The sequence below is a fragment of the Mycobacterium sp. NGS56 genome, from assembly GCF_059812425.1.
In genome coordinates, this window is record NZ_JCALCQ010000007.1 from 144230 (window position 1) to 159977 (window position 15748).

General features: G+C 68.4%; 14 protein-coding genes. 10 read left to right on the forward strand and 4 right to left on the reverse strand.

From position 1 onward, the window contains the following. The first annotated feature begins 91 nt into the window (after nt 1-91). Entirely contained in the window at nt 92-1468 is a 1377-nt protein-coding gene (gene eccB / locus AC5Y4F_RS18025; RefSeq protein WP_499997756.1) for a type VII secretion protein EccB, read from the forward strand. Here the strand turns inward: eccB and mycP are convergent. Continuing rightward, nucleotides 1433-2743 carry a type VII secretion-associated serine protease mycosin gene (gene mycP, locus AC5Y4F_RS18030; protein WP_499997757.1) on the reverse strand — a complete coding sequence of 437 codons (1311 nt, stop codon included), beginning with the start codon at nt 2741-2743 and terminating at the stop codon, nt 1433-1435. The two genes, eccB and mycP, sit on opposite strands and share 36 nt — an antisense overlap. After that, nucleotides 2740-4125 carry a type VII secretion integral membrane protein EccD gene (gene eccD / locus AC5Y4F_RS18035; protein WP_499997758.1) on the reverse strand — a complete coding sequence of 462 codons (1386 nt, stop codon included), beginning with the start codon at nt 4123-4125 and terminating at the stop codon, nt 2740-2742. Before eccD ends, mycP begins: the two co-directional genes overlap by 4 nt. Before the next feature lie 86 nt (nt 4126-4211). On the opposite strand from eccD, the gene eccCb reads away from it, so the two are divergent. The 9 genes from eccCb (at nt 4212) to AC5Y4F_RS18080 (ending at nt 14293) form a co-directional block, all read left to right on the forward strand. Further along, the gene (gene eccCb / locus AC5Y4F_RS18040; RefSeq protein WP_499997759.1) at nt 4212-7940 is read left to right on the forward strand and encodes a type VII secretion protein EccCb; all 3729 of its coding nucleotides are present in this window, start codon (nt 4212-4214) and stop codon (nt 7938-7940) included. Further along, complete coding sequence (locus AC5Y4F_RS18045; protein ID WP_067929748.1) at nt 7937-9160, forward strand: type VII secretion-associated protein; 1224 nt, start codon at nt 7937-7939, stop codon at nt 9158-9160. Before eccCb ends, AC5Y4F_RS18045 begins: the two co-directional genes overlap by 4 nt. 43 nt (nt 9161-9203) lie before the next feature. Further along, the gene (locus AC5Y4F_RS18050) at nt 9204-9521 is read left to right on the forward strand and encodes a WXG100 family type VII secretion target (protein ID WP_499997760.1); all 318 of its coding nucleotides are present in this window, start codon (nt 9204-9206) and stop codon (nt 9519-9521) included. A gap of 15 nt (nt 9522-9536) precedes the next feature. Continuing rightward, nucleotides 9537-9833: a WXG100 family type VII secretion target gene (locus AC5Y4F_RS18055; protein WP_067929746.1), complete on the forward strand. Its 297-nt coding sequence runs from the start codon at nt 9537-9539 to the stop codon at nt 9831-9833. 247 nt (nt 9834-10080) lie between these two features. Beyond that, nucleotides 10081-10524, forward strand: a complete 444-nt coding sequence (rplM, locus tag AC5Y4F_RS18060; protein ID WP_007773455.1) for a 50S ribosomal protein L13 — start codon at nt 10081-10083, stop codon at nt 10522-10524. Nucleotides 10525-10613: 89 nt separating this feature from the next. Next, on the forward strand, nt 10614-11060 hold the full coding sequence (rpsI, locus tag AC5Y4F_RS18065; protein ID WP_197520436.1) for a 30S ribosomal protein S9: 447 nt from the start codon (nt 10614-10616) through the stop codon (nt 11058-11060). 149 nt (nt 11061-11209) lie between these two features. Next, nucleotides 11210-12547, forward strand: a complete 1338-nt coding sequence (gene glmM, locus AC5Y4F_RS18070; protein ID WP_499997761.1) for a phosphoglucosamine mutase — start codon at nt 11210-11212, stop codon at nt 12545-12547. A gap of 42 nt (nt 12548-12589) precedes the next feature. Further along, complete coding sequence (locus AC5Y4F_RS18075) at nt 12590-12919, forward strand: type VII secretion target (RefSeq protein WP_067929744.1); 330 nt, start codon at nt 12590-12592, stop codon at nt 12917-12919. 3 nt (nt 12920-12922) lie between these two features. Further along, nucleotides 12923-14293 (forward strand): hypothetical protein, encoded by a 1371-nt coding sequence (locus AC5Y4F_RS18080; RefSeq protein WP_499997762.1) that lies wholly within the window; start codon nt 12923-12925, stop codon nt 14291-14293. 4 nt (nt 14294-14297) lie between these two features. Here the strand turns inward: AC5Y4F_RS18080 and AC5Y4F_RS18085 are convergent, their stop codons facing one another. Continuing rightward, the gene (locus AC5Y4F_RS18085) at nt 14298-15338 is read right to left on the reverse strand and encodes an LLM class F420-dependent oxidoreductase (protein ID WP_499997763.1); all 1041 of its coding nucleotides are present in this window, start codon (nt 15336-15338) and stop codon (nt 14298-14300) included. 38 nt (nt 15339-15376) lie between these two features. Beyond that, on the reverse strand, nt 15377-15727 hold the full coding sequence (locus AC5Y4F_RS18090) for an ester cyclase (RefSeq protein WP_067932642.1): 351 nt from the start codon (nt 15725-15727) through the stop codon (nt 15377-15379). Between the last annotated feature and the right edge of the window lie 21 nt (nt 15728-15748).

The window sequence follows — 15748 nt, forward strand, 5'->3', positions numbered from 1 at the left end:
AAACCCCGCGCAACCTGTGGATAACCGTTCTGGCGTCCCGACATGGCCGCTTAACGTGGCCGTTGACGGAATTTGAGAGTCAGGGGATCAGGTGCCGCGTCAGCCGGCCACGTGGCTGCACGTCAGCGCTTACCGGTATTTGCTGCGGCGGATCGAAAGCGCGTTGCTGCGGCAGGATGCCCGGGCCGGGTTTCGCTCGGGCACGCGTCCGGTGGCGTTCGGGTGCGTAATCACCGCTGTTGGGGTGGCCGGCTGTGCGGTTCTCGCCCTGCTGCGGCCACATGTGGCCTTGGATCGCGCGCAGATCGTGGTGAGCCGGGAGTCGGGCGCCCTGTTCGTTCGAGTGCGCGACGTTTGGCATCCGGTGCTCAACCTGGCGTCTGCCCGACTCATCGCCGCGACGGCCGCCGCCCCGCAGCCGGTCAGCGAATCCGACTTGAGCACCACCAAACGCGGGCCGCTGCTGGGCATCCCGGGCGCGCCGCAGTTTCTCGGCAGGCCGTTGCCTCCAGACGATGTGGGTTGGTCGATATGTGCTAGCACTGGCGCTGGCACCACGACCGTCATCATCGGCCGCCGCTCCGAGGCGCCGACCGTGCACCGAGTGCCCGCCGGGCAAGCGATCCTGGTGCGTCCCGGGTCGGATTCGCCTGCCTACCTGCTTTACGACGGCCACCGGGCGATGGTGGACCTCGACGATGCTGTCGTCGTGCGCGCGCTGCGCCTCGAGGGCAAAACGCCGGTGATCGTCTCGCACGCATTGCTGAATGCGGTGCCGGAAGCGCCACCGATCGCACCGCCACGCCTCCGCGGTCGAGGCGTCGCGACGCCAGGGTTGCCCGGGTTCTCCGTCGGCAGCGTGCTTCGCATCACACGCGCCGACGGCGACGAGTACTACGCGGTTTTAGCCGCCGGCGTGCAGCGCATCGGCCACGTGGCCGCCGACTTACTCCGGTTCAGCAGCCGGCAGGGAACGGCCAATCCGGTCACTGTCGCGCCCGACGCGATCCGGGCCGCTCCCGTCGTCGCCGAGCTACCGGTTGGCCTCTTTCCTGACCGGGCGCCAACGCTGTCAGAGCCGGCCGCTACCGTGTGCGCCGGCTGGGGCGAGATGCGACCCGGCCGACCCGACGTCGTGATCCTGGCCGAGGACCGGCTGCCGATCCCGCCCGGCCGGGCGCCGGTGGGTTTGGCGCAGGACGACGGCCCCGGCCCTGCCGTGGACGCCGTCTACGTGCCGCCCGGCGCAAGCGCCTACGTGCGGGCGGGCGATGACGCCGGTACTCGTTACCTGATCAGCGACACCGGCGTTCGGTTCGCCGTTCACGACGACGACACCGCGCACGACCTTGGCTTTGACGGCGCGGGCCCGGCACCGTGGCCGCTTCTCTCGCTGTTGCCGGCCGGACCGGAGCTGAGCCGACAGAACGCATCAATCGCACGTGATGGGATTGCGGGCTCGCCATAGGCGACCTCTGATTGCTCCCGTGGCCAGCGCGAGAGCCAGCGCAACCACGCAGATCGCGACGCCACGGAGCGCCGTGTCCCGCGCACGGGAATCGCGGGGTTCCGGCGGCGGCGCGATGGTCGGCACCCGTGCGTGCGATGGGCCGGGTGTGTCGCCGGGGCCACCCGTGCCGGTGCTGACCGCGGCGAGCGGGTCAATGGTGCCGTTGCCAACGAGGGGATCCCATCCGGCGGGTGGATGATGCGCTGTCACCTCGATGCGCTGCATGACCTGGCGCGCGGTCAGTGCCGGGAAGCGGCTCCGGATCAGCGCGGCCAGGCCGCTGACCACCGGGGCGGCATAGCTCGTGCCCGCTACCGGCTCCGGCGCGAGTGACATCACCGCCTCGCCGGGCGCCGCGACGTCCACCCAGGGGCCGGCAAGGGTGAATGCCGACGGCGCTCCGCGAACATTCACCGAGCCGACGGTCAGCACGTAGTCGTCGTACCACGCCGGGCTGACGGCGACCGTAATGGTCTGCCAGGTGGCGTCCGCGCGCTGCGGTGGGCACTGTCCCGGGCCGCCGGTATTGCCCGCCGCGGCTACGATGACGGCATTCTTGACGTCGACGGCGTAGGCCAGCGCCGCGCCCAGTGCGCGGTCGTCGAGCGTCGAAGCCACCGGTGCGCACGCAACCGATGAAATGTTGATCACCGAGGCCCCCAGATCGGCCGCCGTCCGAACGGCTTTCGCCAGTGTTTCGACGTCACCGACGCCGGTGTGAGACCGATCGCTGGTGGGAGCGAACTTCGCGCTGGACTGACGAATGCTGATCAAGGTGGCCTCCGGTGCCATCCCGGTGAACCCGTCAGTTTTGGAATCGGCTGCGGCCGCGATGATTCCAGCCACCAGCGTGCCGTGCGCGTCGCAATCCTGCGTACCGTCGCCAGTGGACACGTAGTCGCCGCCAGGCACTACATCGGGCAGCCGAAGGTGTCGTGAGATCCCGGTGTCGATGACCGCGACCCGTTGTCCGGTGCCGCGGCTGAGTTGCCAGACGGCCGATAGGTCGCCGAGGCCCGTTGGGTGTCGACGGCCGGGTCCAGAGTCGGCCGTCATCGTCGCACAGATTTCGCGTTGTACGGTCGGCCACGGGGGTGCAGGCAAGGCAGGCTTGGGCAACCATCTCTCATCGATATCCGGCGGTGAAACCGCGCGCGCCGTAGGCGTTCCCAATGGCGCCGCCAACATCAGAGCCGACACCGCCAGCAGTCGTCCGGCGCACGGCCTCGTCATGTGAGGTTCAATCCCCGAACGGCACCGTAGATTCCGCATATCCAGCAGGTCAACGGAACCATCGTGGCCAGCATCGACAACTCCAGTAGCCCGACGCTGCGCCGTAGGACGGGCGAGGCGAGCCGTGCGGATCCGGCGAAGACCGAACACATCGACACGGCGACCGCCAGCGTCGTTGCGATCACGATCCAGGGGCCGGGCATCGGCACGCGTGAGAGGGAAACCGCGAAGGTTGTTGCGGCAACCAGGATTCCGCTGAACGCAAACACCAGCGTCCGTCTCGTGTCGGTCGATCGGGAACGCAGCAGCAGTAGCGCACCGGTGAGCGTGCCGAACGCGGTGCACGACAGGCGGGGTGCGCCGGCGAGTACGGTGCCGACCGCTCCCAGCGTGGCCGAGACCGACAGTCCGGCAAGCAGGCTGGTCAACCACCTGTCGGCGCGGATCGCTCGGAAATGCGTTCGCGCGTCGCCCGGTTCGGTCTCCCCTACGTCCGGGGTCCCCAACCGGGGCGACAACCCGGCCAGCGCGATCGATGCCCGCGCCGCCACTGGAAGCAGGCTGACGGACACCAGTGCTGTCGCCGAGGCGACGATGCGCAGTGGTGCTGCTGTGAACACGCCCACCAGTGCCGCCGCGGCGATGACCGCGGCGCAGTTCGACACGGCCGTCAGAGTCACCACACCACAACCCGATACCCGCATCGCGACCACCCCGGTGGCGCCGGCCGCCGCCGCGGCGAGCAATACGTTCGGCATGCCAGGCGCGCCGGGCACCGCCACAAAGCCCGCCACCGCCGCGAACGCCGTAGCGATGAGGCCCAACCCCAGCCCGGCGGTCCGGTCTCGATAGCCGCGGCGCGCAACGACCGCAAGTCCGAGGGCGAGGCCGCACGCTGCCACCGACGCGGTCACCGTCGTGGCGGCGCCCCGGTAGGCGTTGAGACACAATGTGTTACGCACGATAGCCAGCCCTCCGACCCCGACCCAGACAATCGCCGACGCCACCCCGATGAGACGGACGGCACGCGCATGTGCGGGGTAGCGGCGCGGCTCGGTCGCCGCGTCGAGTGTGGCCGACACGGCCTCCGCGACATCGAGGTGGCGGGGAGCAGGCAACGGCGCGGTGTTGCGGCTGAGCACCAAGGGTGCGCCGTCTCCGATGCCGTGCTGTGCCAGGGTCATCGATGGATCCAGCCCGGACGCGCCGGGGACCGACAAGCGGTATCGCCAGGCCTCGTTGTCGGAATGAACAATTTGGAGGATGTCGACGACCGATGGAATCAACACGGCGACAGGGATTCCTGCGGGCAGGGTGACGTCGACGACGGCAGTCTCCCAATGCACGGAGACACGTCGCAGTCCATTATCGGATGCAAGCACCTGCGCACCTTTCGGTTGGGTTGGAAGGAAACATAGCCAGCTCAGCACGACGCCGTATTCGGTTGTGCACAGCTGACTTGCCGCCGATGCCGGTGCTTCGTAGCGTCGCCGCTCGGGAAGGGGATGAGGTGACCCAGGCTGCCGGGCCGGCGGAATCGCGTATTCCGGCTGCGGACATCGTCGTTGCGGCGCCGCCGGACCTTCCGTCGCCGACGGTGCCGGGCGTGCTTGCGCGGCTTCTGCCGGTCGCAATTTCCGTGGTGGGCATGAGCATGATGGCCGCGGTGTTCACCGCTGGGACCGGCCTGCCCCGCAGCCCCTTGTTTCTGGTGTTCCCGGCGATGATGCTGGTTTCGACCGTGGTGACGGGGCTGACCGGCCGGGCTCGCGGACGAGGCCGTAGCGTCGATGCCGACCGCGATCAATATCTGGACTACCTCAGCGGGCTGCGCCGGTGCGTGTCCGAAATCGCCGCGGCACAATACCGGTCGGCGGTGCGCAGCCACCCCGATCCCGACACGCTGTGGACCCTGATCGGTGGTCCGCGGATGTGGAAGCGGCGGCGAACCGACGCCGACTTCGGCCTCATCCGGGTGGGCATGGGAACTCAGCCGCTCGCCCGCCGTCTGGTCGCCCCGCAGCTTGCTCCGGAGGGGCATGGTGATCCCGTCACCGTCACGGCACTCACGCGTTTCCTGCAGACGCATTCAACGGTCCACGCTCCGGTCACGATCGGCCTGCATGCGGGGGCACTCGTGACGATCGACGGCGATCTGGGCGCGGTGCGCGGGCTACTGCGTGCGATCCTTTGTCAACTTGCCGTGCTGCACGCACCCGACCAACTGCTGATCGCCGCCGCTGTCGACGATGAGGCGTGCGGTCACTGGGATTGGCTGAAATGGCTCCCGCACAATCAACATCCGCTAGACCTCGATGAGGCGGGGCCGGCGCGGATGATCTACCCGAGCACGGCGGAGGTTCAGCATGCGCTCGCTGCGGTCCAGGGACCCGAAGTGGTGGTGCTCACCGATTTGGCTCTGGGCGCCGACCCGATCGATGGCGCAACCACGATCGGGATCGGTACCAGCTGCGACGGCGCCCCGCCGGTGATCCGGTCGCCGGGTGATCAGGCACCGGGATGGTGCCCTGACCGGATGGCACCCATCGACGCGCTGATATGTGCGCGCCGGCTGGCCGGCTATCATGTGCGCGCGACGCGCCGGGTGGGAGCTGACCCGGATTGGCTTGAGTTGGCCGGCATTTCCGATCTGGACCACCTCGACCCGGCCGCGTTGTGGCGCCGCCGACGAGATCGCGACCGCCTTCGCGTTCCGATCGGAACCGCCGTTGGGGGCACCCCACTCGAGCTGGATATCAAAGAGCCGGCCGAAGACGGGATGGGCCCCCATGGGCTGTGCATCGGCGCGACCGGGTCGGGCAAGTCAGAGTTGTTACGCACCATCGCATTGGGCATGATGACGCACAACTCGCCGGAGACGCTCAACCTGCTGCTCATCGACTTCAAGGGCGGCGCAACCTTTCTCGATTATGCGCACGCTCCGCACGTGGCTGCGGTGATCACCAACCTGGCCGACGACGCGCCGCTGGTGGCGCGGATGCGCGCTGCCCTGGCCGGTGAGATGAACCGTCGCCAGCAGCTGTTGCGGATGGCGGGCTGTGCAAGCGTCGTAGCATATGACCGGGGACGCGGCGTTGGGACGCTGCCCCCACTGCCAACGCTGTTCGTCATTGTCGACGAGTTCTCCGAACTACTCAGCCAGCATCCCGATTTCGCCGACATGTTCGTCGCGATCGGCCGCCTCGGACGGTCGCTGGGCATCCACCTGCTGCTGGCCAGTCAGCGCCTCGATGAGGGTCGGTTACGCGGACTGGAAGCCCATCTGTCATATCGGCTGTGCCTGAAAACACTGTCGGCCAACGAATCCCAGACTATATTGGGTTCTTTGGACGCATACCGCCTGCCGAGCGCGCCCGGCGCCGGCTTCTTGCGCGTCAGCGGCGCCGAACCGATTCGCTTCCAGGCCGCGTCGGTTTCGGCGCCCGTGCCGACGAACGCCGGCGGGCACGCCGTGGCGGCGCGAACGGTGCAGGTGTTCGGTAGCTGGGTGACCGGGGCGGTCAGCCGCGCCGCACAGGCGAGCGCGGCAGCCGAATGGACCATTTCGAGCGCTGTCCTGGACCGGCTGGCTGGCCAGGGGCCACCCGCGCACCGCGTTTGGCTGCCGCCGCTCGGGCAGGCACCGGCGCTGGACGCCCTCTTGGCCGACGTTGAGTGCGCGCCGGGTGCCCTGGCCGTCCCCATCGGCATTGTCGACCGGCCCTTCGACCAATGCCGCACGCCACTGATGGTCGACATGTCCGGATCCACGGGCAATCTGGCGGTCATCGGTGCACCCCAATCCGGGAAATCGACGGCGCTGCGGACGCTAGTTACGGCGTTGGCGGTGACGCACCGTCCTGACCAGGTGCAGTTCTACTGTCTGGATTTCGGTGGCGGGGCGCTGTCGGCGGCGCACACGCTGCCGCATGTGGGCGCGGTCGCCGGCCGCGCCGAGCCGCGCCTGGTCGACCGGATAGTTGCCGAATGCGGGGCGATTTTCCGTCGCCGAGAGGCCTTGTTCCGCGAGCATGGCATCGCGTCGATCGCCGAATACCGAAAGCGGCGTGGGGACATTGGTGCATCCGCTGATCCATTCGGTGACGTATTCCTCGTCATCGACGGCTGGGCGAGCGTACGCCAAGAATTCGGCACAGTGGAGGAGTCGGTCACCGCGCTGGCGGCTCAGGGGCTTTCATACGGCGTGCACGTGGCGCTGTCGGCATCGCGGTGGTCCGAGGTGCGGCCCTCACTGAGGGATCAGATCGGTACGCGCATCGAGTTGCGTCTGGGTGATCCCGCCGATTCAGAAATCGACCGCAAGGCGGCGCAGCATGTTCCGCGTGACAGTCCGGGCCATGGCCTTTCTCGTGAGGGCCTGCACATGGTGGTGGCGCTGCCCATCGTAGAGGTGCCCGATGGTGAATCGGTTGCCCCGCCGATACCCCTGCTGCCGGAGCGTGTGGATCGCGAGGATGTGGTGCGCCGGTCGAGCCCCGAGTTGGGTACGCAGATGCTGCTCGGCCTACGGGAGCGCGAACTGCGGCCAGTCGCAGTCGATTTCGAACGATGCACGCACCTCCTTGTCGTCGGTGACAACGGATGCGGGAAGACCGCGACGCTGCGGACGTTGTGCCGGGAGATCGTCCGGACGAAGACGCCCGGCCAGGCTCAGCTGTTGATTGTCGACTTTCGGCGCACGCTACTTGGTGTCGTCGAGTCAAAACATCTCAGCGGTTACGCCATGTCGTCCGCCGCCCTGGCCGTGTTGCTGCCCGATCTGTTGGAGGTTTTGCAGGGGCGGATGCCGCCACCCGACGCCAGCCAGGATCAGTTGCGCAGCGGCTCTTGGTGGTCTGGACCGGACCTCTATGTCATCGTCGATGACTATGACCTGGTCGCCGGGCCGGCGGCCAATGGCCTGGCGCCGCTCGTCGAATTCGTGCCGTATGCGCGAGATCTGGGATTACATCTGGTCATCGCGCGCCGCAGCGGCGGACTCGAGCGGGCGATGTTCGAGCCGCTGTTGGCGAGTCTGCGCGACCTCGGTTGCGCGTCACTGATGATGAGCGGATGTCCGGCGCAGGGTACATCGCTGGCATCCACCGCACCGATGCGATTGCCGCGGGGCCGCGGCGTCCTGGTCACTCGGGCCGGTGGCGAGGAACTCGTCCAGGTTGCCTGGAGTGCACCGTGAGCCAGCATCCCGCTTACATCGAGGCCGGGCCCGGCACCATCCGGCGATTATGTTGTGCCACACGGGGCGTCGCCGACGGCGAGATACTCGACATCGTCCGGACGGCGCTCGATGCGATCGACGACCGGGTGGCGCTGGTAGGGGAGCGGCCGGCCGCCGTCGACGCACTGTGGGAAGCCGCGTTGCGATCGGCAACCCGGGGCCACGGCGACGGAACGGTCGTCATGCATCCGTCGTGGTGGTCCGCATCGCGCGTCGGTGTGGTGCGCGAGGCCGCCGCGGCGGTGGCGGGTCAGACACGAACGCGATCGTGGCTGTTGGGGCAGGCGTCCCAGTGCGCACCGGATGCGACGGTCGTGGTCGAAATAGCCGAGCGGCTGGTGGCGATCATCGCGTGCGAGGTCACGGCTGTACCGCGCACGGCCGAACCGCTGTCCGTCGCCCACGACGTCGCGGGCGTCGTTGCGGCGTTGGCGCCCGAAGCCGTGCTGATCGACGTTCCAAGCACCGTCGCCGGTGCGCCGGCGCTGGCTGCGCTGATCGCCGATGCGCTGCGCGAGGGCGGACGAAGCATCCCGGACATCGCTGAAATCAACGACATTCGGCTGGCTCGCCTGGCGCGATCTACCTACCCCACAACCGGCGAACCGCCGGAGCCGGCCGCACCCGCCGGTACCGGCCGGACGCGCAGCGGGCTCGTGGCGGCCGCGATCGTCGTCGCCGCGGCGGCGCCGACCGCGTTGACGATCGGCCGAACCGCGGTGGTGGCGCCGCAGCCGGTAAAAACCGCGCCGACAACATATCTGGTGGAAGGTCGGGTGGCGCTGTCGGTGCCGGCGACCTGGGCGGCGCAGCGCGTGGTCGACGGGCCCGGGTCGGCCAGAGTACAGGTCACGTCGCGGACCGATCCCGAAGTGGCCCTGCACATCACCCAATCACCGGTCGCCGGCGAGACGCTCAGCGGTGCCGCCGAGCGGTTGAAGCATGCGATCGATGCCGAGGATCCCGGGCTGTTCGTCGACTTCAACCCAGCCGGAACCAGCGCCGGGCGCCCAGCGGTGACTTACCGCGAGGTGCGCCCCGCGCATCACGTGCGGTGGATTGTGCTCCTGGACGGGCCGGTCCGGATCAGCATCGGCTGCCAGAGCCGGCCCGGCGACGAAGACGCCGTCCGCGACGCCTGCGACCAGGCGGTGCGATCCGCCCACGCGATCGAATGAAAATTGGTGGAACCGAAGTACCGCGCCGGGGGTCGTACTTGGTATGGCTGCACCGAACACGCTGAGCACCGATCTCGAGCTGATGCGGTCGGTCGCTGCGATCACCGACGCCCGCAACGAGGAAATCAGGGCACAGCTGCAGGCGTTCGTCGGTCGCATGAACGGGGTGCCGCCGTCGGCTTGGGGTGGGCTCGCGGCCGCGCGCTTCAAAGACGTCATGGATCGCTGGAACGCGGAGTCGGTGCGGCTTTATCACGCCCTGAACACCATCGCCGAGACCATTCGGCACAACGCCGCCACCCTGCAGGAAGCCGGCCAAAACCACGCACACCACATCGCCGCCGCCGGCGGGGACCTGTAACGAGAGAGGACTCCCATGGACCCGGTGCTTTCCTACAACTTCGGCGAGATCGAACACACGGTGCGGCAGGAAATTCACTCCACATCGGCGCGCTTGGTCGCCGCGCTGGATGAACTGAGATCGCAAATCGCACCGCTGCGGCAGCTCTGGACCAGCGAAGCGGCCGCGGCATACCAGGCTGAGCAGCTCAAATGGCACCAATCGGCAACGGCGCTCAATGAGATTCTGGCCGCCCTGGGAAACGCCGTGCGCGACGGTGCGCAAGAGGTCGCCAACGCCGACCGCCGGGCCGCCGGCGTCTGGGCGCGGTAGCGGCCGAAAAGACCACCGCGCGGAGGTAGCCGCGCCGTGAGGCTGTGTGGTCCTGGCGGAGGAGAGCCGCTGGGACCACACAGTCATTTTGACCTGCGGGGATGGCGATCGGTAAGCTGCTCCGTTGGCGTGCGGTACGACGGGGCCTCGGGTCAATGTCGGTCGCCGAGACCAAGCCCTGCCGTGAACGCCTGACCGGCCCCCCGGGTCACACCGGGATCCACCTCGAGAGAAGAAGGTAAGCGCTGTGCCTACGTACACGCCAAAGGCGGGTGACACCACGAGGTCGTGGCACGTCATCGATGCCACGGACGTGGTGCTTGGCCGCCTTGCCGTCGCGGCAGCCACCCTGCTGCGCGGCAAGCACAAGCCGACGTTCACCCCCAATGTCGACGGCGGTGACTTCGTCATCGTCATCAACGCCGACAAGGTCGCCTTCAGCGGCCAGAAGCTGGACAAGAAGCTGGCCTACCGCCACTCGGGGTATCCCGGCGGTCTGAGCAGCCGAACCATCCGCGAGCTGATGGACAAGCACCCCGACCGTGTCGTGGAGGACGCGATCGTCGGCATGCTGCCCAAAAACAAGCTGGCCCGGCAGATCGCGCGCAAGCTGCACGTTTACGCCGGTCCGACGCACCCGCACGCCGCACAACAGCCCGTTCCGTACGAGATCAAGCAGGTGGCCCAGTGAGCGAAACGACCGAGGGCTTAAAAAATCCCGAAAATCCCGAAAACCCCGAAACTCCAGAAGCCGCAGAGACCGTCGAGGCCGTCACCGAGGTGACCGAAGCCCCGGTCGAGGCCTCGGAGACGGCCGCAGCGGCCGCGCCCTTCGTGTTCGACCGGCCCATCCAGACCGTCGGTCGCCGCAAGGAGGCCGTGGTGCGGGTGCGCCTGGTGCCCGGCACCGGCAAGTTCAACCTGAACGGCCGCACCCTGGAGGGTTACTTTCCCAATAAGGTGCACCAGCAGCTCATCAAGGCCCCGCTGGTCACCGTCGACCGGGTGGAAAGCTTCGACATCTACGCGCGGCTGCACGGGGGCGGCCCATCGGGCCAGGCCGGTGCGCTCCGACTGGGCATCGCCCGGGCGCTGATCCTGGCCCAGCCGGAGGACCGGCCGTCGCTGAAGAAGGCCGGCTTCCTCACCCGCGACCCGCGCGCCACCGAGCGCAAGAAGTACGGCCTGAAGAAGGCCCGTAAGGCGCCTCAGTACAGCAAGCGCTGATCAGCAGTCGCTATCCGGCCACAACTTGGCATCGCGATGCACAAGTTGTGGCCGGTTGCGGCGTGTCTGCGCCCTGCCGCCGTCGGTTTCATCGACAAAGGAACGGGCACGTTAGGTGCTAGCCCGTCAACTGTGAGAGGTTTTATCGCATGGGTCGACTATTCGGCACCGACGGTGTCCGTGGGGTCGCCAATCGCGAGTTGACCGCCGAGCTGGCGCTCGCGCTGGGTTACGCGGCTGCGCGGCACCTGGCGAGCGAGCCGGCACCGGGCCGGCGGGTCGCGGTGATCGGTCGCGATCCGCGCGCCAGCGGCGAAATGCTGGAGGCCGCGGTGATCGCCGGGCTGACCAGTCAAGGTGTCGACGCGCTGCGCGTCGGAGTGCTGCCTACCCCCGCGGTGGCTTACCTGACCGGCGCGTATGACGCCGGCTTCGGTGTGATGATCTCGGCGTCGCACAACCCGATGCCCGACAACGGCATCAAGATCTTCGGCCCCGGTGGCCACAAGCTCGATGACGGCACCGAGGATCAGATCGAGGCGCTGCTCGAGCTCGATCCCGGTTCGCGTCCGGTCGGCGCGGGGATCGGCCGGGTCATCGACGCCGCGGACGCGGACGACCGCTACCTGCGCCATCTGAGCAAGGCCAGCACGCTGCGCCTCGACGGGTTGACCGTGGTGGTGGATTGTGCCCACGGCGCGGCCTCCGCGGTGGCTCCGCGCGCTTACCGCGCGGCCGGTGCGCGGGTGATCGCGATCAACGCCGAACCCAATGGGCTCAACATCAACGACGACTGCGGCTCCACGCACCTGGATTCGTTGCGCGCGGCCGTCGTCGCGCACCACGCCGACCTGGGCCTTGCCCACGACGGGGACGCCGACCGCTGCCTGGCCATCGACGCCGACGGCAACCTGGTCGACGGTGACCACATCATGGTGGTGCTCGCGCTCGCCATGCACGAGGCCGACGAACTGGCGTCCAAGACGCTGGTCACCACCGTGATGAGCAATCTGGGACTGCATCTGGCCATGCGCTCGGCCGGAATCACGGTGCGCACCACCGGTGTCGGGGACCGTTACGTCGTGGAGGAATTACGCGCCGGCGGCTACAGCCTGGGTGGCGAGCAGTCCGGGCACATCGTGATGCCCGCGCTCGGCTCGACCGGCGACGGCATCGTCACCGGGCTGCGGCTGATGACCCGCATGGTGCAGACCGGCTCGTCGCTGGCCGAGCTGGCCTCGGCGATGAAGACGTTGCCGCAGGTGCTGATCAACGTCACCGTCGCCGACAAGGACACCGCCGCCAGCGCGCCCGCGGTGCGGCGGGCCGTCGGACAGGCCGAGGCCGAATTGGGTGATACCGGCCGAATCCTATTGCGCCCCTCGGGAACCGAACCGATGATCCGTGTCATGGTGGAAGCGCCCGAGAAGGACGTCGCTGCGCGGGTCGCCACCCGAGTCGCCGAAGCGGTCAGCGACGCGCTCTGATCTCATCGGAACCCCGCCGCGGCCGCGGGCGTCGGATAAGGCATGAAATCCGTTGGGGGAGCATGTCCCGTAGCCATGGCCCGCACCCAGATCGACCTACCGGGGGCGCAGCGGATCGCTAACCAATTCGCGATGGCGGCCGAATTCATCGACCGCTCGGTAAGCGACCACTTGTCCAGGCTGGCTTTCACCGGGGCCAGCGCCGGGCGAACGCACACCGCGCGCGGAGACGCGCTGCGCGTCGAGTTGGATCGACTGGTGGCGCAGGTGTCAGGGTGGTCGCGCGCATCGGCGGAGATCGCCGCCGCGCTGCGGTCGAGCGCCGAGCGCTACGCCGATGCCGAACTGTATGCCGCGGCGCGGATCGCCTAGGTCGTGGCCGACCGACTGGATGTGGCAGCCCGCCTCGCCGAGGGCCTGGCCGCCGTCGAGCACACCCAGGCCTACGTGCAGGCCTGCCACGCATTGGGCTACCAAAACCCTGACCTGACAACGCATCCCGTACAGATCCGCGAGCGGTATGCGGGCGAGGACGGTCTCGACCTGCGCACGCTGGACCGCGACTGCGCGGAGTTGCGGGCGGCGGGTGTGGTGGCGGCCGAAGCGCTGCGGATGCAGCGCGCCCAGGTGGCCGAGCTGGCCGCCGCGTGGACCGGTCCGGGCGGGGACGCCGCTGTGCGGCTGTTGCAGCGGCATTGCGACACCGGGGATGCCGTTGTCACGGAGCTGCGCGCGGCGGCCCAGCGTTGCGAGTCGCTGCGCGACAACCTGTGGTACCTCATCGATTTGGAGGTGGTGAACACCGTGGCCGTCGACGACCGCGTGGGCACTCAGCGGCCGGCATGGCTGGCCGCGGCTGCCGCGGTGCTGGCCGGGGACCGTGACGGCGCGGCGGAGGTGGTGCGCCAACAGGTGTTGCCCTTCGTGGACAACGACATTCGCAACGACTGGGTTACCGCGATGCGGTCCGCCTCGGACGGGGTGGAGACGTCCTACGCCATGGTGATCGACAAGATGACCGCCGTCCCGACGGCGCGTTTCGAATCCCCCGGCGATCTCGGGACGGGTGTTGCACCGGTCCAGCTCGCCCCGCCGATGGACGCCGCGCCCGTCGCGACCGTAAAGACCGCTGCGACGCTGCCGGCCGCTGCGCCCGATTCGGAAAGCGCCGCACCGATTTCGCCGAGTCCGCCACCGCCGCCGGTCGCCGCCGTGCCGCCGGGGGACTGGGGAACTGGGCTCGGTGAAGCCCCCGGCATGCCGGTGGGCGATCTGGGTGGGTTCGGCGGTGGCGATCTCGGTGATGGACTCGGCGGTGGCGGACTCGGCGGCGGCGGTCTGCTCGGGCTGGCCGGCCGGATCGTCGACGCGGTAAGCGGGCTGATCGGATCGGCCGGTGACGGCCTGGACGGCGCGGATCCGTTGAACGAGGGCGAGGACCCTGTCGACGAAACACCCTTCCATGCAGACGATCGTGAGAACCTGGTCGCCGAGAAGACCCCCGATGATCCGGACGACCCCGTCGAAACCAACCGGCCCGTCGAAACCGACGAACCTCAGGCCGAGCCCGACGACACGATCCAACCGGACGAGGCCCCACCGCCGGCGACCACACCTGCACCGCCCGCGCCGACCGTAGGGCCCGCGCCGACCGCTGGTCCCGTCGCCGGACCGGCACCCGCGGCCGACCAGGGATCGACGCCGTGCGAGATTGCCGCCGACCAGCTTCCGCAGGCGGGGCAGTGACCGCTCAGGGCTGCAACTTCAGCGCTTCTTCGACAAAGCGCAGGGATTCGGCGCGGTCGGCGGCCAGCGGATTCACCAACAGCGTGGTCACTCCCGCCTCAGCGAAGGCTGCCATGCGTTCGGCGACATATCCGGGCGGGCCGATCAGCGACATGCCGCGCACCAGCTCGTCGGGCACCGCGTCGATGGCCTCCTGCTTTCGTCCGGACAGGTACAGCTCCTGGATCCGGTCGGCGACCTCCCCAAACCCATACCGCGTCGCCAGATTGTGGTAGAAATTGCGGCCTTTGGCGCCCATCCCGCCGATGTAGAGGCCCAGCTGTGGCTTGACCCACGCCAGGCGATCGTCCACGTTATCCCCGATGGCCAACGACGCGTGCACCATCACATCGAGGGGCCCCAATGCGGGATCACGCTTGGCGGCACCGGCCGCCAGCGACTCGCCCCAGATCGACGCGGCCTTGTCCGGCAGGTAGAAGACCGGCTGCCAGCCCTCCGCGATCTCGGCGGTGAGCTCGACATTCTTTGGGCCCAGCGCGGCGATGCTGACCGGAATGCGTTCGCGCACTGGGTGATTGATGAGCTGCAGAGACTTGCCCAGACCCGTCCCGCGATCCGGGGGCAGCGGCAGCTGGTAATGCTTGCCGTCGTATCGCACGCGTTCGCGGCGCCACACCTTGCGGCAGATCTCCACGATCTCGCGGGTGCGGCCGATCGGGGCGTCGAACGCGACGCCGTGGAATCCCTCGATCACCTGCGGTCCGGAGGTGCCTATGCCCAGGCGGAATCGCCCGTCGGACACGTAGTCCAGCCCCGCGGCGGTCATCGCCAGCAGCGACGGCGTGCGGATGTAGATGGGCAGCACCCCGGAAGCCAGCTCGACGGTGTTGGTCTTGGCGGCCAGATAGCCCAGTTGGCTGATGGCGTCGAAGGCATACGCCTCGGCCACCACCACGACTTCGATACCCGATTTTTCGAATTCGACCACGCGGTGCACGGCCTCGTGAAAGCCACCCGAATAATTCAGCGCGATCCCGATTCGCATGAATGACACTTACCACGCTGTCGCGCGGGCCGGGGCGCTCAGCCTGCCGAAGTGCCCGTCCAGTATTCGGCGAACCGTTGGCCGTCGGCGGCAAGGCGAAGGATGTCGTTGCCGGTGAACGAGACCGGTCCGTCCGGACCGAGACCGGTGCCCACCCAGCGCCCGGCAACCAGGTCGCCGTCGGACAGTGGACCAATCTCGACGGCAAAACTCAATTCCGAGAACATGTTTCGCGTTTGCTCAATGATCTGCGCAAGCTCCTGGGGTCCGCACACCTCGCGGCCGGGCCAGTGACCTACGAAGTCGTCGGTGACGATCTCTGCCGCGATGGGCTGGCCGTTCCACAGTTCGATGATCCAGCGGTCGTAGAGCGCTTGCACGGTCGACATAGAAGGCGATTACCCCCTCGG

Bases quoted from the DNA above. Each gene is read 5' to 3' on its own strand.
- AC5Y4F_RS18085 (WP_499997763.1), bottom strand. From the start codon at position 15,338: ATGCGAATCGGGATCGCGCTGAATTATTCGGGTGGCTTTCACGAGGCC.
- mycP (WP_499997757.1), bottom strand. From the start codon at position 2,743: ATGACGAGGCCGTGCGCCGGACGACTGCTGGCGGTGTCGGCTCTGATG.
- AC5Y4F_RS18050 (WP_499997760.1), top strand. From the start codon at position 9,204: ATGGCTGCACCGAACACGCTGAGCACCGATCTCGAGCTGATGCGGTCG.
- glmM (WP_499997761.1), top strand. From the start codon at position 11,210: ATGGGTCGACTATTCGGCACCGACGGTGTCCGTGGGGTCGCCAATCGC.
- AC5Y4F_RS18090 (WP_067932642.1), bottom strand. From the start codon at position 15,727: ATGTCGACCGTGCAAGCGCTCTACGACCGCTGGATCATCGAACTGTGG.
- AC5Y4F_RS18075 (WP_067929744.1), top strand. From the start codon at position 12,590: ATGAAATCCGTTGGGGGAGCATGTCCCGTAGCCATGGCCCGCACCCAG.
- eccCb (WP_499997759.1), top strand. From the start codon at position 4,212: ATGCCGGTGCTTCGTAGCGTCGCCGCTCGGGAAGGGGATGAGGTGACC.
- AC5Y4F_RS18055 (WP_067929746.1), top strand. From the start codon at position 9,537: ATGGACCCGGTGCTTTCCTACAACTTCGGCGAGATCGAACACACGGTG.